We start from the raw sequence: 18857 nt of genomic DNA, 5'->3' as shown, positions 1-18857 counted from the left end.
AAGAATTAAAGATTGGAGTTGATGCGTTTTGTGTTTGGCGTTTGGATTCATCGCCATAAGCTATACCCAATGCGCCCTACGCTATGTTGATGTAAGATTTCAATCTTCAACTTTAAAACCTAGGAACATTACACTATCTTTGGGGCAATGACAAATCAAGAAGTTACTCCTTACGCTGGTACCGCTACCAAAAAAGAACAGGTAGCTACCATGTTCAACAATATTTCGCATACCTACGATTTTCTGAACCATTTTCTTTCGTTGGGCATTGATATCATTTGGAGGCGCAAGGCGATCAGAGAACTATCGAGTATCCAGCCCAGAAAAATTTTGGATGTGGCTACCGGAACAGGCGATTTTGCATTCGAATCCATTAAAATCCTTCATCCCGATAAGATCATTGGGGTTGATATTTCTGAAGGAATGCTAGACGTTGCCCGCAAAAAGATTGCAGAACGCAACCTGGGCCATGTTTTTACGGTGCAGTTGGGCGATTCTGAAGGCCTTCACTTCGAAGACAATACTTTTGATGCGATTACCGTTGCTTTTGGCGTAAGAAACTACGAGAACCTGGAAAAAGGATTGGCAGATATGCTTCGCGTGTTAAAGCCCGAAGGAAAAATCGTCATTTTGGAATTTTCTAAACCAAAAGCTTTTCCTGTTAAGCAGGGCTATAACTTTTACTTTAAATACATTACCCCGTTTTTCGGCCGACTTTTTTCTAAAGACAAGAGAGCATATACCTATTTGCCTGAATCGGTAGCCGCTTTTCCCGATGGCAAATCTTTTACCCAGCTGATGGAAAAAGTAGGCTATAAAAATACCAAACACCGATCTTTAACGTTTGGTATTAGTGCTATTTACACCGGTATTAAATGAGACCGTCGTGAGCAAACATTTAAGCATTGTGCTCATGATAGCTTCATAACAGAAGAAAACAAATAGATATTGATGAAAAAAAAATTAACTCTCTTTATCACGCTAATTCTATCTACGTTCAGTTTGGCAAAAGCCCAAAACTGGGGTGGTGGCATTGATGAAGAGCGTTTCAATTGGGGATTTAGTTTTCAATACATTTCTTCGGAGCTGAAGCTTTGGAAGAACCAAAACTGGCGGGCACCTTATTACGATCCAACGTTGCCAGGTTATGCTACCGATCAGCTAGCTTCCATTTCATCACCAACTTCGGTCGGGTTTGGTATTGGCTTCGTAGTTAATGGCCAAATTACCAGCAATGTTGATGCACGTTTTACCCCAACCTTGGTTTTTAACGACCGATTGATCCAATACACCTATGTACAGCCTGCAGTATATAATGTAGGTACAAGCATGATCGAAAAAAAGGTACAGGCAACCGTAATTGATCTGCCTATTGGATTAAAAATAAAATCAGACCGTTTGAAGAACTTCAGGGGCTATATGATTGGCGGCCTTAAATATTCGATGGATTTGGCATCAGGCAAGAAAACCAACGACGAAGCGGCAGCGCCGATAGACAAACTGATCAAAAACAAGAAGAGCTTCCTTTCTTATGAAGCAGGCATTGGCTTCGATATTTATTTCGAGTACTTCAAAATGTCGCCAGAATTTAAGCTATCTTACTCTTTTAAAGATATTATGAAGCATGAAAGCAATCCTTTCATGGACCCTATACAAAAGGCGAAACTGAGACATTTTACTTTCAGCTTATTTTTTGAATAGCTAGGGGCGTAAAAAAATAATACCTTTGTTGATCATCATCACTTCATACAATGGCTAAAATCGCATTAATTACAGGTGCAAGCTCAGGTATTGGCGAGGCTTGTGCACATACTTTTGCCCAGCAGGGATATCACCTCATCCTGATAGGGCGCCGAGAAAATCTACTGGAAAAAATAGCCCATCACTTGGCAGATAAATATGCCATTGAGGTGAAAAAGATCCAGGCTGATGTGCGCGACAAGGAAAATATCAACTACGTGCTCGAAACCTTGCCAAACCATTGGAAAAATGTAGATGTACTGGTTAACAATGCCGGATTGAGCCAAGGCTTGGATCCGATTGACAAAGGCAACACCGACGATTGGGATACCATGATCGATACCAATGTAAAAGGACTTTTATATGTTTCTAAAGTGGTTTCGGGCTGGATGGTTGAACAAAAGAAAGGCCATATCATCAACATCGGTTCTATTGCGGGAAAGGAAGTGTATGCCAACGGAAATGTGTATTGTGCCACCAAACATGCGGTTGATGCCCTTAATAAAGGCATGCGCATTGACCTGTTGCCTCATGGCATTAAGGTTACTGCCATAAATCCGGGTATGGTAGAAACAGAGTTTTCTGTGGTGCGTTTTAAGGGAGACGAAGCCAGGGCAAAAAAGGTTTATGATGGATTGGAGCCTTTAATGGCGCAGGATATTGCAGAAGCGATTTGGTTTGTAGTAAGCCGTCCGCCACATGTGAACATCAACGATATGCTGATTATGCCTACAGCACAGGCTACCGCAACGATGGTAAACAGGAAATAAGCTGGCTAGTCCGAAGTCTAAGAGTTTGAAGTAGCAGTTAGCAGTGGCAGTTAATTCAACAGTATAACAATTAAGCAATACAACAATTGGGCATTTAAGAATAGGCACAATTGAACAATAAGGAAATAAAATGATAGCAAACACGATAGATCAAGAAATCAAACAAGCCATGTTGGCTAAAGATCAGGCCAAATTAAGAGGGCTGAGGGCAATTAAAGCCGCATTGTTGTTGGCAAAAACAGAAAAGGGACATGCCGAAGAAATCAATGAAGAGGCAGAGATCAAAATCCTTCAAAAGTTGGTGAAACAACGTAAGGAATCTGCTACGATCTACAAAGAACAAGGTCGCGAAGATTTATATGCGGTAGAACAAGAAGAGATTGATGTGATCAGCCAATTTTTGCCAAAGCAGTTAGACCGTGCCGATATCGAAACGATCGTATCCCGTATTATATCAGAATCAGGAGCTACTTCTGTGAAAGAGATGGGCAAAGTAATGGGCTTGGCCAATAAGGAACTGGCTGGCAAAGCAGACGGTAAGCTGATCGGAGAGATTGTAAAAGCGCAGTTGGGCCAATAAAAAAGAGCCCTGTTTTTGCATTATCACCGAAAAAAAATGATATTAATTACGGTAATTTAATTTTACTCTATTAACTTAGTAGCACATACCAAACAGCACAATATACTATATGAATTACGAAGTAATTGAAGAAGATGGGTTTAAATACATTGAGGCGGGTGAAGGTGAACCGTTGGTATTACTTCATGGGCTAATGGGCGAACTGAGCAATTGGGAGCCTACTTTAGATCATTTTAAGGCGAGTTATAGGGTTATCGTGCCTATCTTGCCTATTTACGATCTGCCTTTGCTAACCTTGGGCGTAAAGAGCTTGTCTAAATACCTGCTCCGTTTCCTTAAGTTTAAAAAACTAAATCAAGCCGTGCTTATTGGTAACTCTTTGGGTGGCCATGTGGGATTGGTATTTACCGTTGCACACCAGGAATATGTAAAAGCCTTGGTGCTAACCGGTAGTTCTGGTCTCTATGAAAATGCATTTGGTGGCTCTTTCCCACGAAGAGAGAGTTATGACTATGTACGCGAGAAAGTAGAATTTACATTTTACGATCCAGCTACAGCCACTAAAGAACTGGTTGACGAAGTGTTCAAGTCAATTAACGACCGCTCTAAAGTAATCCGTATCCTGGCTTTGGCTAAATCGGCTATTCGCCACAACATGTCTAAGGAGTTGCCGAAGATTACCATACCTGTTTCATTGATTTGGGGCAAACAAGATAAGATTACCCCTCCAGATGTGGCTGAAGAGTTCCATCAGTTGTTGCCTAATTCTGAACTGAACTGGGTTGATCAATGTGGCCATGCCCCAATGATGGAAAGACCAGCCGTTTTTAACGAATTTTTGAATACATTTTTAAATAGGATTTTATTAAAGTAATGTTTGCTTCAGAGCTCATATCGAACGTAATACCACCGCTAAAGACTTCAGACACCGCGCAGAAGGCTTTGGAGCGTATGAGCGAGTTCAAGCTTTACCATTTGCCTATCGTAAACGAAACCCAGTTTTTGGGTTTGATATCTGAAGACGAACTGATAGAAGTAAGGGATCAGCAGACGCCAATAGGCAGTTTGTCTTTAACCATCTTAAATCCGTTCGTTTTCGAAAATGCGCACATATACGATGTGATCCGCTTGTTTAACCAATTGCAATTGTCGTTGGTGCCGGTACTCGATGCCAATAAAAATTACCTAGGGGTAATTTCGATCAACAATCTCTTGGAATATGCCGCAGAAACCTATGCGGTGAAGGAACCTGGAGGCATTATCGTATTGTCGATCAGCAACAGAAACAATTCTTTGGCACACATGGCGCAGATTGTAGAGGCAGACAACGCACAAATTCTTTCTTCCTACGTAAGTTCTTTCCCAGATTCTACTCGTTTGGAAGTTACCCTCAAGATCAACAAAACCGAGCTTTCGAGTATCATCGCTTCTTTTGAGCGTTATGATTACGAAGTTAAAGCTGTTTTTAACAATACACAGGATGATAACGGTACCGAAGATAGGTTCAATTCTTTTATGAACTATTTAAACGTATAAAACCTGCATGAAAATAGCAATTTACGGTAGAGATTTTAACGATAGTGTTTTGCCTTTTGTGCAAGAGGTATTTGATGCCTTGGTACAGCACCCCGTTGAAATCTCGGTGTTTTTAAAGTTCAACAACTTTATCAAGCACAAAATCAATATCCCACACCATGTCCAAACCTTTAGCACCCATGCAGAGCTGGTTAACCAGGTTGATGTATTGCTGAGTTTAGGTGGCGATGGTACATTGTTGGATACCTTGTCGCTGGTGCGCGATTCTCAAATCCCCGTAATCGGGATCAACTTTGGTCGACTGGGTTTTTTGGCCAGTATCAATAAAAACGAAATCAAAACGGCCATCGAGGCCTTGGTAAACGGCAATTATTCGCTGGATAAAAGGGGAGTGCTCAATCTCGAATCAAAGAACAATTTGTTCGACGAGGAAAATTTTGCACTGAACGATATCACGATCCACCGCAGGGACAACTCTGCCATGATGATTATTCATGCCTATCTGAATGGCGAATTCCTAAACTCATACTGGGCTGATGGATTGATCATTGCAACCCCAACAGGTTCTACGGCCTATTCGCTCAGCTGTGGCGGCCCAATTATCTCGCCCAATGCACAAAACTTTGTCATTACACCAGTAGCCCCACATAACCTCAATGTGAGGCCTATTATTGTGCCTGATGACGTAGAGCTTACCTTTGAAGTAGAAGCAAGAAGCACCAAGTTCCTGCTCACTTGCGACTCGAGGACAGAAACCGTAGACAGGTCGGTAAAAATCACCATCAATAAAGCCAAGTTTAATATTAATCTGATCCGCCTTAACAATGAAAGTTACCTAACAACGTTAAGGAATAAATTACTCTGGGGCATAGATACACGGAACTACTAAAATGAGGTACAAAAAGACATTCCTGCTTCTTGTTGGTCTACTATCTTTTGGCTTTGCCTCTTTTGCCCAGCGCTTTGAGGTGGGTGGGCACGTTGGCGGTTCGTCCTATCTGGGCGATTTAAACCAGTACAACCCTTTAAAAATCAGTGGTATCGAAGCTGGAGCTTTTGTAAAACTCAATTTTAATCCGCATTGGGCCCTCGGCCTCCATTATAACTATGGAAAAGTAAAGGGCAATGATGCCAGCTCCAACAATGCACAATTAAGGGAACGTAACCTGAGCTTTTTTACGCCTTTGAACGAAATTAGCCTAATGGTCGATTTCAATCTCTTCGATATGTTTGCCTACAATGGCAGAAGGCGGTTTTCGCCCTTTTTATTTGCTGGGGTAGGTACCGTATTGTTCGAACCAAAGGCAAAGTATGAAGGCGAAACCTACAAATTAAGGCTCTATGACACAGAAGGACAGAGCCAAAACTATAAAGGCTACACCCTTACCTTTCCATATGGAGCAGGTACAAAATACAAGATCAACGACAGTTGGACCTTTTTCTCGCAGATAGGTTTCAGAACTCCTTTAACGGATTATATCGATGATGTAAGCGGTCTTTATCCAGATCCCAGTGTGTGGACCCGAAACCAGGGGCTAAGCAGCGCACTTTCAGATCGCTCTGGAGAAAAAACAGGGACATATATCGGCGAACCTGGTACCCAAAGAGGCGATTTTAGAAAAAGGGATACATACATGTTTGTAGGTATTGGTATATCTTATACCTTTGTGAGCCAAAAATGTTTTACTTTTTAGGGCGCCGACAAAGCAGAAATGGGATTTAAAGAACAAATTGATATCAACCGCTTGCCTCAACACATCGCTATTATTATGGATGGCAATGGTCGTTGGGCAAAAAATCAGGGTAAGTTTCGTGTTTTCGGTCACGAAAGCGGAGTACTGTCTGTAAAAGATATTGTAGAAGGATGTGTAGAGATTGGAATTAAGCACCTTACCGTTTATGCCTTCTCTACCGAAAACTGGAACCGCCCCATAGAAGAAGTAAATGCCCTAATGGAGCTGCTCATTGCAACCATTAACCAGGAAGTAGAAACGCTTAACAAGAACAACGTAAGGTTAAATGCCATTGGCGATCTGAAGTCTTTGCCGCAAAAATGCATCGACGATTTGGCCAATGCAATGGAAATAACCAGTAAGAATAATAAATGTACGCTCACCCTTGCCCTCAGCTACAGCGCCAAATGGGAAATTGTAGAAGCTGCAAAAAAAATAGCAGCCGAGGTAAAGGAAGGAAAAATAAATATTGATGAAATTAACGAAACCAGTTTTGCTGCTCAGCTGACCACTACCAATATTCCTGATCCCGAACTGATGATACGCACCAGCGGCGAACATCGGATCAGTAATTTCCTGCTTTGGCAGATGGCTTATACCGAATTGTATTTTACCGAAACGCTGTGGCCGGACTTCAGAAGAGAAGATCTTTTTGAGGCCATAGTTGACTACCAAAAACGCGAACGTCGCTTCGGAAAAATTAGTGAACAATTGAACTAATTTTACTTTTAACACTTTTTAACATGTGTTTAAATTAACTTAGCAACGTTTTTTAGATTGTAAATGAAAAGAATATACCAACTTATTTTCTTGCTGTTGATCGGCTTGCCAACAATGGCACAAATTCGTAACCAACCCACGCAAGCAACACCTTCCTTAAAAGTTAACGGTTCAAGTTTAGACTATTTCAACCCCAAAGAATACATCATTGGCGGAACAACTTTGTCTGGTGCCAAATACCTGATCGAAGATGTAATTATCACCTTGTCTAAATTGACCAAGGGCGAACGTATCGTGCTTCCTGGAGAGGCTACTTCAAATGCAATCAAAAACTTATGGGCACAAGGCCTTTTTGATGATGTGCAACTGAACATCACCAAAATTGATTTGGATACCGTTTACTTTGACATCCACGTAGTAGAGCGCCCTCGTTTGAGCGCTTTCGAAATTGTGGGTGTAAGCAAGTCGCAAAAGACAGATTTGAATGAGAAATTGGCCGATAAAGCGGGCAGGACCATCATTAACGACAATCTTTATAACACTACAAGATCAATTATCAACAAGTATATGTATGATAAGGGGTTTTTCTATACGGCTATCGATTTCGTATCGAAACCAGATCCTAACCAGGAGAACAGCGTAATCTTGCAGGTCAACATCAATAAAGGAAAACGTGTAAAGGTTCACGAAATCAATTTTACCGGCAACAAGGAATTCAAATCGGCCAAGCTGAGAAAATTCCTTAAAAAGACCAAGCAACAAGCTTTCTACAAGATTTTCGGCAGTGGCAAGTTCAACAAGGAAAAATACGAAGAAGACAAGCTCAAACTGGTTGCTAAAATGCAGGAGAAAGGTTACAGAGATGCAACCATTTTAAAAGACAGCGTTTACAGGTATAGCGATAAGGCCATTGGCATCAAGATCGATCTTTACGAAGGCCCTAAATATTACTTCGGCAACATCAACTGGATTGGTAATGCCAGGTATACGACCGAATTCTTGGAAAAAGTTTTTGGTATCGAAAAAGGCGAAGTATTTAGTGAAGAAAAACTAGAAAAGAAATTAAGAGGCAGTGCCAACGGCGATGACGTTTCAAGTGTTTACCTAAACGATGGTTACCTTACTTTTAACATCGATCCGGTACAGACCAAAATCCATAACGATACCGTAGACGTAGAGATGCGTATCTATGAAGGTCCACAGTACACCAATAACAAAATCACCGTTGTAGGTAACACCATTACCAACGATAGGGTAGTATTGCGCGAGATCCGTACCAAACCGGGAGATAAATTCTCTAAAGAGCTTTTGGTACGAAGCGTACGTGAGATTGGTGCATTAGGTAACTTCGACGAATCTAAAACCAATCCAATTCCTAAGCCAAACCCGGCAGATGGAACAGTGGATATCGAATATCACGTAGAAGAGAAGCCTTCAGATCAGATTGAACTATCGGGTGGTTTTGGTGGTGGCCGTGTAATCGGTACCCTAGGTTTAACCTTTAACAACTTCTCGCTAAAAAATATTTTCAACGGCGACGCTTATAAACCACTGCCAAAAGGCGATGGTCAAAAACTGAGCCTACGCGGACAGACCAATGGTAAATACTACCAGTCTTACAGTTTCTCTTTCTCTGAACCTTGGTTCGGCGGTAAAAAACCAGTAAGCTTTGGCTTGAGTGCATTTACCTCTTTGCAGTCTAACGGTTTATCGGCAAGCGATGGCGATAGGTTCCAAAAAATTCGTTTAAATGGTGTTTCGGTTAGTTTGGGTAGAAAACTAAACTGGCCTGATAACTGGTTCTCTTTGGTACATACCATTAACTTAAACCAGTACATCTTAAATAACTACCCAGGCTACTTGTTTAGCACAGGTACTTCTTACAACTTGAACTTAACCCAAGAGATTGCCCGAGATTCGAGAAATCACAATATTTTCCCTACTGGCGGTTCATACATCAGGTTTACCATTCAGGCTACGCCACCCTACTCGTTGCTGAACAAGATCAACTACTCTACCGCATCTGATAAGCAACGCTATAAATTTACCGAGTACCACAAATGGAAATTCGAAGCGCAATGGTTCGAAACCGTGGTTGGCAAATTGGTATTTAAAGGTCAGGCCCAGTTCGGTTTCTTAGGCCAATACAACAAAGCAGTTGGTCAATCGGCATTCGAGCGTTTTAAATTGGGTGGTGATGGTATGCAAGGCTTCGACTTTTTACAAGGCTCTGAGCTGATTGCCATGCGCGGTTACTCAAACAACTCGGTTGTTCCGGTAGGTGCAAACGTAAATATTGCGCAAAGCTCAGGTAGTCCGATCTTTAACAAATATGTAATGGAGCTAAGGTATCCGGTGATCTCTAAACAAGAAGCTACTGCATTTGTTACGGCATTTGCCGAGGGTGGTAACACTTGGAATAAGTTTAGCGAATTTAATCCGTTTAATATTAGGCGCTCGGTAGGTGTTGGAGCTAAGATATTTTTACCGATATTTGGTCTATTGGGAATCGATTATGGTTATGGATTTGATAAAATCCCAGGTCTTCCTGATGCCAACAAAGGTCAGTTCCACTTTAGTATTGCCCAACAGCTTGGCGGATTTAACTAAATTAGAAACACACAAACAGATGAGAAAATATATTTTAATCAGCTTTTTGCTCCTCCTAGGTTTGGGAGCATCAGCACAAAGGTTTGCCTACGTAGATACCGAATATATTCTAAAGCATTTGCCCGAATATAAATCGGCACTAAGCCAAGTTGACGGCTTATCTAAGCAATACCAGGCACAGATTGATGAAAGCTTTAGCGAAATCGACAAAATGTACAAGGCCTATCAGGCAGATCAGGTTTTGTTGACAGACGATATGCGTAAGCGTAGAGAAAACGACATCATCGAAAAAGAGAAAAAAGCAAAAGAATTGCAAAGACAAAAGTTTGGTCCAGAGGGAGAGCTTTTCCAAATGCGTAACAAGCTGTTAAAGCCTATCCAAGAAAAAGTAACTACAGTAGTTGGAGAAACGGCAAAGAATAAAACAATAGATTTTGTTTTCGATAAAAGCAGCGAATCGACGATGATGATTTACGCCAGTAGCAATTATGACATCAGTAACGACGTTATCATTAGACTAGGCTATAAACCAGGAACGCTAGTTAAATAAACACATATAGATTTTAAAAACAATTATTAAGTAAAATAGAAAAATGAGAAAGTTAATTAACGTATTTTTTGTTGCGGCGGGATTAGTGCTCACTGCCAATGTTGCAAATGCGCAGCAAAAATTAGGTCACCTGAATTCAGATGACATTTTTGCTAATCTACCTGAAGCAAAAACTGTTTCGGCAACTATCGAAAGTTTGGCTAAAACTAAACAAGCTGAAATCGATAAAATGATTGGCGAATACCAAACTAAACTTAAAGCTGCTCAAGACAAAGAAAAAACTTTAAGTGAGGCTAATAAAGAAGTGGTTGGTAAAGAATTGCAAACAGCTGCCCAAGAGATCCAAGATTTACAAAAAAGAATTGAGGATGCACGTAATAAAGCAACTAAAGATGTAACCGATAAACAAAATGAGCTTTTCCCTCCATTGCAACAAAAAGTAGGCAATGCAATTTCGGCTGTTGCCAAAGAAAAAGGATTGGCTTATGTATTCGATACTTCTGTAAACCAAGGTTTCAATAATCTGGTTTATTCTGAAGGTGGCGAAGATATCACAGCTTCGGTTAAAACCAAATTAGGTATTTCTGCTACGGCTACTCCAGCAGCTAATAAACCAGCAGCAGGCGGTGCAAAACCTAAACAATAATTTAAGATAATTACTATCTTGTGCGGAATTGGAAGATAAATCCAATTCCGCTTTTTTTTTGCCATGAATAATCAACCAGCCATAGGTGTATTCGATTCTGGTTACGGCGGATTGACCGTTTTCAAATCGATAGCCCAAAAATTGCCCCAATACGATTACCTGTATTTGGGAGATAATGCCCGCTCGCCCTATGGCGACCATTCTTTCGAAACGGTTTACCAATATACCTTAGAATGTGTAGAATGGTTGTTTGCCCAAGGTTGTCCATTGGTTATTTTGGCCTGCAATACTGCATCGGCAAAAGCATTGCGAAGCATCCAGCAATTGGATTTGCCAAAAAAATATCCTGATAGGAGGGTGTTGGGCGTGATCAGGCCCACTGCAGAAGTGGTAGGCAATTATACCAAAAGCAAAAACATTGGTGTAATGGGCACTAGGGGAACGGTTAATTCTCAATCTTACCTGATGGAGATCGGCCATTTTTTTCCTGAAGTAAAAGTGCACCAGCAAAGCTGCCCGATGTGGGTACCGCTGATCGAAAACGGAGAGCATTTAGACGCAGGGGCTGATTTTTTTGTAGATAAATACATCAAACAGCTGATGCAACAAGCGCCAGCTATAGATTGCATATTGCTGGCCTGTACACATTACCCCTTATTGATCCCTAAGATGCAACAATACCTGAGTAGCGATGTCGAGTTGCTTTCGCAGGGAGAAATCGTGGCTGACAGCCTGATTGATTACCTGAGCAGGCATCCAGAGATGGAAAGCCGATTAGCGAAAAACGGATCGAGGGCCTATTACACTTCTGGGGATGTAAGATCTTTTAACGAGCATGCTTCTTTGTTTTTGGGAGAAGAAGTGAGCTCGAAGAAGGTTGGTCTTTAGTCAGTAGTTATCAATTGCTAGTTTTTAGTTGCCAGTTATCAGTTTCCAGTGGGCAGTTGCTAGTTATCAGTTGCCAGTTGCTAGTTATCAATTTGCAGCAATTTTACAATTAGCAAATCCTCTAATCAGCTAATAAACCAATGCCAGCAATAAACTAATGAGCTAATAAACGAGTTCCCGAACCATTTTTCCTCTTCCATTTTACCTCTTCCATCATCCGTCTTAGATATTACGATAATCTGTCAATTCATACCATTTCTTTCTAGGTTTTGAATTTTTAAAAGGGTAAATTTGCGGCTCAATCACAATCAATGAGCGATCAGATCAAGCACGAATGTGGGATAGCCTTTATCCGCCTGTTAAAACCTCTCTCATACTACCAAGAAAAATACGGTACTGCACTCTACGGCCTCAACAAATTATACTTGTTGATGGAAAAGCAGCACAATCGCGGTCAGGATGGAGCTGGTATTGCAACTATTAAACTCGACATGAAACCAGGGAGCCGCTACATCAGCCGCTACCGTTCTATGGCGCAAAATGCAGTTGCAGATATCTTTGGGTATGTCCAAAACAAATTTGTCGACATTCAGAACGAAACGCCTGAGTTGATGAAAGACACAGAGTTTCTGAAACAGAACGTAAGCTTTATCGGCGAAGTTTTGTTAGGTCACCTGCGTTACGGTACACATGGCAAAAACAGCATCGAAAACTGTCACCCGTTTTTGCGCCAAAACAACTGGATGACCAGGAACCTGGTGATTGCCGGGAACTTTAACATGACCAACGTTGACGAGTTGCTGGAGCAATTGTACGAGTTGGGCCAGCATCCGAAAGAGAAGGCAGATACGGTAACGGTGTTGGAAAAAATTGGTCATTTCTTAGACGATGAGAACCAAGAGTTGTTCGACGAGTACAAGAAAGAAGGTTTAAGCAATGTAGAGATCACTCAAAAAATCTCGAAGAACTTGAATATGGCTAATATTCTTCGTCGTTCTGCCAAAAACTGGGATGGTGGTTATGCCATTTCGGGTATTGTAGGCAATGGCGATGCTTTTGTATTGCGCGATCCTTCGGGCATTCGTCCAGCATTTTATTATGCGGATGATGAGATTGTGGTGGCCGCTTCAGAAAGGCCAGCTATTCAAACGGCATTCAATGTGCAAATTAAACAGGTAAAGGAAATTGAGCCTGGCCATGCCCTAATTGTAAAGAAAGACGGCACGGTAACCCAAGAAATGTTCCGCGAACCTGCAGAAAAGAGAGCCTGTTCATTTGAACGCATCTATTTCTCGAGAGGCAGCGATGCAGATATTTATAAAGAACGCAAAAAACTAGGTCATTTGCTTATTCCGCAAGTATTGGAATCGGTTAAGAAAGACCTGAAAAATACAGTATTCTCTTTTATACCTAATACAGCTGAGGTTTCTTTCTACGGAATGGTAGAAGGCCTGCACGATTATATCAGGGAAGTACAAAAAGATACCTTGCTGAACCGCAAAGAGCAGTTAAACGATACAGAGCTAGACGAACTATTGTCCATGGCGCCTCGTGTAGAAAAACTCGCCATTAAAGATGTAAAGCTGCGTACGTTTATTACGCAAGATGCAGACAGGGGAGAAATGGTGGCTCACGTTTACGACACCACTTATGGTGTAATCAAAAACCATACTGATACGCTGATTGCAGTAGATGATTCTATTGTTCGAGGCACCACCTTAAAGCAAAGCATTATCAAGATCATTGATAGGTTGCACCCTAAAAAAATTGTGATCGTTTCATCGGCTCCACAAATACGTTATCCGGATTGCTATGGGATCGACATGTCTAAAATGGGACAATTCGTTGCCTTTGATGCAGCCATACAACTGTTAAAGGAGCGTGGCATGGATCATATCATTGAAGAAGTATACCAAAAATGTAAAGCTTCGTTGCTCTTGCCTAAAGAAGAAATCATTAATCATGTTAAAGAAATCTACAGGCCGTTTAAGCAACAGGAGATTTCAGATAAAATTGCAGAAATCATCACGCCAAAAGGCACGGTGGCAGAAGTGGAGGTCATCTATCAAACTTTAGATAACCTGCATGTAGCCTGTCCTAACCACAGCGGCGATTGGTATTTCTCAGGAAACTATCCAACCCCAGGAGGAAACAAGGTCGTTAACAAGGCTTTCGTTAACTGGAAAGAAGGAAATAATCAAAGGGCTTACTAGAAATAGTAGGCCTTTTGGCTTTTAGGGCCACGTTGATCGGGATCTGCAACCTAGATTCCAATTGCGTTGCGGACAAATAGCAAAATCAGAAAGCATTTCCGACTAAATGAGATTTTAGAAAACAGTGCTAATACTTATCGGCAATTGTGGTCCTTCTTTCGGCTTTACTTCATTGCATTTCGTGTTCGCTCCAATAAGGTTTAAGGAACTTCGGTCTCTACAGCTAGGTTAGGTTGCATTGTCTCGGGTTTATAGCCCAGATTGGAGCGGCATCCTTTTTTGCCGCTATAGGCAAAAAAGATACAGCGCAAAGCTGGACTGCCTTTAAACTATGGCAGGAACACTGCGCTTCAAAAGCAATTCGCAAACCCAATACGCGCTACGCAATACTCACTACGTAATACCCAATACGCGCTACGCAATACTCACTACGTAATACCTAATACGCACTACGCTCTACGCAAGACCCTATACTAATAAAACTTGATATAAGTCTTCGTAACCAGCCAAATGGCAAAAAGGATAATAATGACGCCGGCAATCTTGTTGAGCTTAATCAAGGAACTCTCTTTGATCCTATAGCGCAGCTTGCTCGAATAATAGCTTTTCAATCCATCAATGGTAAGCTGGGTAGCCATGGCGATAAAGAAGCACAACAGCTTCTCGTTAAACCTGTTGTTGAGCTTGATGGAGATGATATTGGTTACGATAATCCAGAACATGAGTGTTGATGGTGTTAAAATACACATCAAAAAGCCTTTGAGGAGGTAGCCCCGTTTGCTTACCTTAACCAGTTTATTTTCTTCGTAATTGATAGAAACCTTGGCAAAAAGATAGTAGATGCCCACGGCAAATAGAAAAATGCCCCCAATTATGCCAACATATTTGTCAAAGCTGGCTTGGTATTCTAAAAACTGGCTACCAAAAAGCACCAGTCCTATTAAGATTACATCACTAAAAATTACACCTACCGCTAATGAAAACCCTGCTTTAAATCCACGTTCGATACTGGTCTTTATCATCGCAAAAAAAACGGGACCAGTTAAGAATGAGGAAATTAGCCCGGCACCCATGCCCAATAAAATCGCTTCAAACATTAGCCTATCATATATTTTACGCTAATATGCGATTTTTATAGTTAAATTCTTATCATTTTTACCTTAGTTTTTCGCCAATTGGCAGCACTATTTACTTAATTCAGACAGCTGTTTTTGGTGTGTAAAAATTACACTTTAGTAAGCAATAAATTTTATTTATGTTTAACAAACTAAATTTAAATTGAATTAATCCTAACCAAACTCATGGAACAACAATCGCAAAAAAACTACGGAACAGCACTGTACACAATCATCACTGTGTTCTTTTTCTGGGGTTTCGTAGCTGCATCGAATGGTATTTTCATCCCATTCTGTAAAACGCACTTTAACCTTACACAATTCGAATCCCAATTAGTCGATTTTACCTTTTATGGTGGCTATTTTATCGGCTCGCTGATTTTGTATTTTTTATCTCAGGCAAGTAAGGTCGATATCCTAAATAAAATCGGTTATAAAAAGGGTATTATAGCAGGTTTGGTTATTTCGGCCGGGGGTGCTTTATTAATGATCCCTGCAGTGCATTCTGGTTCATTTGGGTTTATTTTATTGGTGTTCTTTGTAATTGCGATTGGTTTTTCGCTGCAACAAACCGCTGCACAGCCTTTTGTGGTGGCTTTAGGTGCGCCAGAAAGCGGTACGCACCGTTTGAACCTGGCGGGTGGTATCAATAACTTTGGCGGTTTGATGGGCCCTGTAATTGTAAGTGTGCTTCTTTTTGGTACTGCTGCGGGCGCTGATGCTTCAAAAGTTGAAATTACTTCTATTAATAACCTATATTATATCCTGGCTGGCTTGTTCTTAGCCGTAGCTGTTTTCTTTGCTATCTCTAAATTGCCAGATGTGACCAGCAACGAAAAGATCGAATCCAGCTCTAAATCAAATGGTCCATTGGTGATTATGATCATCGGGTTCTTAATGATTTTGGCCGCGCCTTCGTTAACCAAATGGACTGGCATATCGGAAGAGATTTTTGTATATTCTTCTTTGGCCATCATTTTAGTTGCACTGATCTATGCCTATTCTGCTAAAAAAGAGGTTCCGGCTAAATGGGGCGCAATGCAATACCCGCAATTGATTTTAGGTATGCTGGCTATCTTTGTATATGTAGGTACAGAGGTAACTATTCAGAGTAATTTAGGTGCATTATTGAAATTGCCTTCTTTTGGCGGCTTTGAAGAATCTGCCATCAAGCAATATATCTCTCTATACTGGGGCAGCATGATGATTGGTAGATGGACGGGTGCTGTAAGTGCTTTTAATTTAACAAAAACTGCCCGCAACATTCTGACTATTGTTGTTCCTTTTGTTGCATTTGCCATTGTATTATTGGTTAATCACGCAACCGGAACCGATGTAAGCAATTTATATGTTTATGCAATTAGTATTGCCGTAATGGTAGTTGCATTTTATATTGGTCAGGAAAAGCCGGCAAAAACATTGGCTATTTTTGGCGCATTAGGCGTGATTGCCATGCTAGTTGGTCTATTTACTACTGGCGAGGTAGCGATATTTGCATTTGTGAGCGGTGGTTTATGCTGCTCAATTATGTGGCCGTCTATTTTTGCATTATCGATTACAGGTTTGGGCAAATATACTAGCCAAGGTTCTTCATTCTTGATCATGATGATTTTGGGTGGCGCAATTATTCCTCCAATCCAGGGTAAGTTAGCCGATAGTCAAGGTATCCACATGTCTTATATTGTGCCTGTTTTAGGTTTTGCTTACCTGATTTTCTTCGCATGGAGAGTAAGCGGTATTTTAAAAAGCCAAGGTATTGACGTTGAAAAGATAGAAGCCGAAGGCGGACACTAGTCGATAATCATCTTATAAAAAAGCTCCTCCATATTTATGGGGGAGCTTTTTCTGTTTAAAGTGCTTTAGCAAGCAAAATTTTACCTTAAATATGGCCCATTGGGTTGGCAGAGCAATTTATTAATTGCATATTAGGCGCCACAAACTAATCTACCTACCAATGACAAACAAAAACCAACAAGACAGCAATGTCAAGGCCATTGCTATTATCGGCGCCCTCTTCTTTATTTTTGGCTTCGTAACCTGGGCAAACAGTACCTTAATTCCCTTTCTTAAACTAGCTTGTGGCCTAAAAACCGATCTGGAGGCTTTCTTCGTAACCTTTGCTTCTTACATCGCCTATTTCTTTTTGGCGCTGCCCTCATCTTGGCTATTGAAAAAGATGGGCTTTAAAAACGGAATTGTAGTTGGCCTGCTCGTATTGGGCATCGGCTCACTTGTTTTTATTCCAGCAGCAAGCAGCAGAAGCTTTGGTCTATTTTTAACCGGCATTTTCATTCAGGGTGCAGCGTTGTCTTTGTTGCAAACGGCTTCAAACCCTTACATCAGCATTATTGGTCCAATAGAAAGCGCGGCCAAGCGGATCAGCATCATGGGGCTCTGTAATAAATTTGCTGGTATCATCGTGCCGATCATTATGGGGTCTATCTTCTTAAAAAATGCCTCTGGTATCGAAGCCAAAATCAGCAATGCAGCAACTACTCTTGCAGAAAAAGAAGCGCTCCTTGGCGAAGTACTCAATAGGGTATACACACCTTACATTGTTTTGGCTGTTGTATTCTCTTTATTTGCCTTGTTTATTAAGTTTTCAAGTCTGCCCGAAATTGATGTAGACAAAGAAGAAGTAGTAGAAGACAAGCTTAATCACGTAGCCAAAACCAGTATCTTTCAGTTTCCGCACTTGTTTCTGGGCGCCTTCTGTATCTTTGTGTATGTAGCCGCCGAAGTAATGGCAGGAGATATTATCGGAACCTATGGCAAGCAATTGGGCATCAGTGCCGATGTAAGCAAATACCTCACCACACTTACGCTCAGTGGCATGTTGGTGGGCTATGTAATCGGGATCATTGCCATTCCCAAATACATTAGTCAACAAGCGGCTTTAAAGATCTGTGCATTTTTAGGACTGTTGTTTACAGCCGCTGCTTATTTATCAAGTGGCTATACCTCTGTTATATTTGTAGCCCTATTGGGATTGGCAAACTCGCTGATGTGGCCAGCTATATTTCCGTTGGGCATTAAGGGCTTGGGCAAGTTTACCAAAACCGGATCGGCCATTATGATTATGGGCATTGCCGGTGGGGCAATCTGGCCTTTGTTGTATGGCTATTTAAAAGATGTGGCAGGTATGCATTTTCAACTTGCGTTTTTCGTAAGCATGATGCCTTGTTATTTCTACATCTTGTATTTTTCGGCGTACGGACATAAGGTAGGCCAAAGCAAGTAATTTTAATATTGTATTTAAATCATGGATAAACCGTCTTTTAATCAAATCTTTATGAATTTAGCTTCAGACCTGGCTGCCCGCTCACATTGTGTACGGGCCCATGTTGGGGCTGTGCTTACCAAAGATACCCGGATTATCTCTATAGGCTATAACGGGCCACCATCGGGTACCCATAACTGCGACGAAGAGTGGCCGGAAACCGGTTGCGCGCGCGATAGCAAGGGTTCTTGCTCATTGGCTTTGCATGCTGAGGAGAATGCCATTCTCTATGCCATCAAAAACGGCTCTAAATTGGAAGGAGCTACCCTGTATACCACTTTGTCTCCTTGTATTGCCTGTGCCCGTCTTATCCTTTCTTCGGGTATAAAAAGAGTGTATTTTAAAGATTCTTATGCAGCCTATAAAGGCCTGCCTAGCGATGAGGGCGTAGATTTTCTAAATCGCTTTGGTGTAAAAACCGAAGTGCTGCAACACGATTTTCCATTAAGTTAATTTTATTAGCTTAGAATTTCTTA

The 18857-nt window shown here is 41.2% G+C and carries 18 protein-coding genes; 17 read left to right on the top strand and 1 reads right to left on the bottom strand.

Translation table 11 applies throughout. The features are described from left to right. Window positions 1–147: 147 nt before the first annotated feature. The 14 genes from ubiE (at window position 148) to AC570H_RS11870 (ending at window position 13986) form a co-directional block, all read left to right on the top strand. Window positions 148–879 carry a bifunctional demethylmenaquinone methyltransferase/2-methoxy-6-polyprenyl-1,4-benzoquinol methylase UbiE gene (gene ubiE / locus AC570H_RS11935; RefSeq protein ID WP_497355063.1) on the top strand — a complete coding sequence of 244 codons (732 nt, stop codon included), beginning with the start codon at window positions 148–150 and terminating at the stop codon, window positions 877–879. Window positions 880–951: 72 nt separating this feature from the next. Next, the gene (porT, locus tag AC570H_RS11930) at window positions 952–1701 is read left to right on the top strand and encodes a type IX secretion/gliding motility protein PorT/SprT (protein ID WP_497355061.1); all 750 of its coding nucleotides are present in this window, start codon (window positions 952–954) and stop codon (window positions 1699–1701) included. 50 nt (window positions 1702–1751) lie between these two features. Further along, the gene (locus AC570H_RS11925) at window positions 1752–2510 is read left to right on the top strand and encodes an SDR family NAD(P)-dependent oxidoreductase (protein ID WP_497355059.1); all 759 of its coding nucleotides are present in this window, start codon (window positions 1752–1754) and stop codon (window positions 2508–2510) included. 130 nt (window positions 2511–2640) lie between these two features. Further along, window positions 2641–3090, top strand: a complete 450-nt coding sequence (locus AC570H_RS11920) for a GatB/YqeY domain-containing protein (RefSeq protein ID WP_497355057.1) — start codon at window positions 2641–2643, stop codon at window positions 3088–3090. A gap of 109 nt (window positions 3091–3199) precedes the next feature. Beyond that, complete coding sequence (locus AC570H_RS11915; protein WP_497355055.1) at window positions 3200–3964, top strand: alpha/beta fold hydrolase; 765 nt, start codon at window positions 3200–3202, stop codon at window positions 3962–3964. Then, window positions 3964–4626 (top strand): CBS domain-containing protein, encoded by a 663-nt coding sequence (locus AC570H_RS11910; protein WP_497355053.1) that lies wholly within the window; start codon window positions 3964–3966, stop codon window positions 4624–4626. Before AC570H_RS11915 ends, AC570H_RS11910 begins: the two co-directional genes overlap by 1 nt. Window positions 4627–4633: 7 nt before the next feature. Next, window positions 4634–5515 carry an NAD kinase gene (locus tag AC570H_RS11905; protein ID WP_497355051.1) on the top strand — a complete coding sequence of 294 codons (882 nt, stop codon included), beginning with the start codon at window positions 4634–4636 and terminating at the stop codon, window positions 5513–5515. Between the two features lies 1 nt (window position 5516). Next, window positions 5517–6320: a type IX secretion system protein PorG gene (gene porG / locus AC570H_RS11900; RefSeq protein WP_497355049.1), complete on the top strand. Its 804-nt coding sequence runs from the start codon at window positions 5517–5519 to the stop codon at window positions 6318–6320. A gap of 18 nt (window positions 6321–6338) precedes the next feature. Then, complete coding sequence (uppS, locus tag AC570H_RS11895; protein WP_497355047.1) at window positions 6339–7079, top strand: undecaprenyl pyrophosphate synthase; 741 nt, start codon at window positions 6339–6341, stop codon at window positions 7077–7079. A gap of 63 nt (window positions 7080–7142) precedes the next feature. Next, window positions 7143–9689, top strand: a complete 2547-nt coding sequence (bamA, locus tag AC570H_RS11890) for an outer membrane protein assembly factor BamA (RefSeq protein WP_497355045.1) — start codon at window positions 7143–7145, stop codon at window positions 9687–9689. A gap of 19 nt (window positions 9690–9708) precedes the next feature. After that, entirely contained in the window at window positions 9709–10239 is a 531-nt protein-coding gene (locus tag AC570H_RS11885) for an OmpH/Skp family outer membrane protein (RefSeq protein WP_497355043.1), read from the top strand. Window positions 10240–10282: 43 nt separating this feature from the next. After that, on the top strand, window positions 10283–10885 hold the full coding sequence (locus AC570H_RS11880) for an OmpH/Skp family outer membrane protein (RefSeq protein WP_497355041.1): 603 nt from the start codon (window positions 10283–10285) through the stop codon (window positions 10883–10885). 63 nt (window positions 10886–10948) lie between these two features. Next, complete coding sequence (gene murI, locus AC570H_RS11875; RefSeq protein ID WP_497355039.1) at window positions 10949–11773, top strand: glutamate racemase; 825 nt, start codon at window positions 10949–10951, stop codon at window positions 11771–11773. 311 nt (window positions 11774–12084) lie between these two features. After that, window positions 12085–13986 (top strand): amidophosphoribosyltransferase, encoded by a 1902-nt coding sequence (locus AC570H_RS11870; protein WP_497355037.1) that lies wholly within the window; start codon window positions 12085–12087, stop codon window positions 13984–13986. A 473-nt stretch (window positions 13987–14459) separates the two neighbouring features. Here AC570H_RS11870 and AC570H_RS11865 read toward each other — a convergent pair whose 3' ends face one another. Next, window positions 14460–15083 (bottom strand): LysE family translocator, encoded by a 624-nt coding sequence (locus AC570H_RS11865; RefSeq protein ID WP_497355035.1) that lies wholly within the window; start codon window positions 15081–15083, stop codon window positions 14460–14462. A gap of 204 nt (window positions 15084–15287) precedes the next feature. Between AC570H_RS11865 and AC570H_RS11860 the strand changes: the two genes are divergently transcribed. From AC570H_RS11860 to AC570H_RS11850, 3 genes are all read left to right on the top strand, one after another. Then, complete coding sequence (locus AC570H_RS11860) at window positions 15288–16895, top strand: MFS transporter (protein ID WP_497355034.1); 1608 nt, start codon at window positions 15288–15290, stop codon at window positions 16893–16895. Between the two features lie 160 nt (window positions 16896–17055). Then, on the top strand, window positions 17056–18342 hold the full coding sequence (locus AC570H_RS11855; RefSeq protein ID WP_497355032.1) for a sugar MFS transporter: 1287 nt from the start codon (window positions 17056–17058) through the stop codon (window positions 18340–18342). Window positions 18343–18393: 51 nt separating this feature from the next. Next, window positions 18394–18834: a deoxycytidylate deaminase gene (locus AC570H_RS11850; RefSeq protein ID WP_497355030.1), complete on the top strand. Its 441-nt coding sequence runs from the start codon at window positions 18394–18396 to the stop codon at window positions 18832–18834. Window positions 18835–18857: the final 23 nt, after the last annotated feature.

The sequence above is a fragment of the Pedobacter sp. B4419 genome (assembly GCF_059693725.1).
Note: the sequence above shows the minus strand (reverse complement) of the source record. Positions and strands in the feature narration are given on the sequence as shown.

Bases quoted from the DNA above. Each gene is read 5' to 3' on its own strand.
- ubiE (WP_497355063.1), top strand. From the start codon at position 148: ATGACAAATCAAGAAGTTACTCCTTACGCTGGTACCGCTACCAAAAAA.
- porT (WP_497355061.1), top strand. From the start codon at position 952: ATGAAAAAAAAATTAACTCTCTTTATCACGCTAATTCTATCTACGTTC.
- AC570H_RS11925 (WP_497355059.1), top strand. From the start codon at position 1,752: ATGGCTAAAATCGCATTAATTACAGGTGCAAGCTCAGGTATTGGCGAG.
- AC570H_RS11920 (WP_497355057.1), top strand. From the start codon at position 2,641: ATGATAGCAAACACGATAGATCAAGAAATCAAACAAGCCATGTTGGCT.
- AC570H_RS11915 (WP_497355055.1), top strand. From the start codon at position 3,200: ATGAATTACGAAGTAATTGAAGAAGATGGGTTTAAATACATTGAGGCG.
- AC570H_RS11910 (WP_497355053.1), top strand. From the start codon at position 3,964: ATGTTTGCTTCAGAGCTCATATCGAACGTAATACCACCGCTAAAGACT.
- AC570H_RS11905 (WP_497355051.1), top strand. From the start codon at position 4,634: ATGAAAATAGCAATTTACGGTAGAGATTTTAACGATAGTGTTTTGCCT.
- porG (WP_497355049.1), top strand. From the start codon at position 5,517: ATGAGGTACAAAAAGACATTCCTGCTTCTTGTTGGTCTACTATCTTTT.
- uppS (WP_497355047.1), top strand. From the start codon at position 6,339: ATGGGATTTAAAGAACAAATTGATATCAACCGCTTGCCTCAACACATC.
- bamA (WP_497355045.1), top strand. From the start codon at position 7,143: ATGAAAAGAATATACCAACTTATTTTCTTGCTGTTGATCGGCTTGCCA.
- AC570H_RS11885 (WP_497355043.1), top strand. From the start codon at position 9,709: ATGAGAAAATATATTTTAATCAGCTTTTTGCTCCTCCTAGGTTTGGGA.
- AC570H_RS11880 (WP_497355041.1), top strand. From the start codon at position 10,283: ATGAGAAAGTTAATTAACGTATTTTTTGTTGCGGCGGGATTAGTGCTC.
- murI (WP_497355039.1), top strand. From the start codon at position 10,949: ATGAATAATCAACCAGCCATAGGTGTATTCGATTCTGGTTACGGCGGA.
- AC570H_RS11870 (WP_497355037.1), top strand. From the start codon at position 12,085: ATGAGCGATCAGATCAAGCACGAATGTGGGATAGCCTTTATCCGCCTG.
- AC570H_RS11865 (WP_497355035.1), bottom strand. From the start codon at position 15,083: ATGTTTGAAGCGATTTTATTGGGCATGGGTGCCGGGCTAATTTCCTCA.
- AC570H_RS11860 (WP_497355034.1), top strand. From the start codon at position 15,288: ATGGAACAACAATCGCAAAAAAACTACGGAACAGCACTGTACACAATC.
- AC570H_RS11855 (WP_497355032.1), top strand. From the start codon at position 17,056: ATGACAAACAAAAACCAACAAGACAGCAATGTCAAGGCCATTGCTATT.
- AC570H_RS11850 (WP_497355030.1), top strand. From the start codon at position 18,394: ATGAATTTAGCTTCAGACCTGGCTGCCCGCTCACATTGTGTACGGGCC.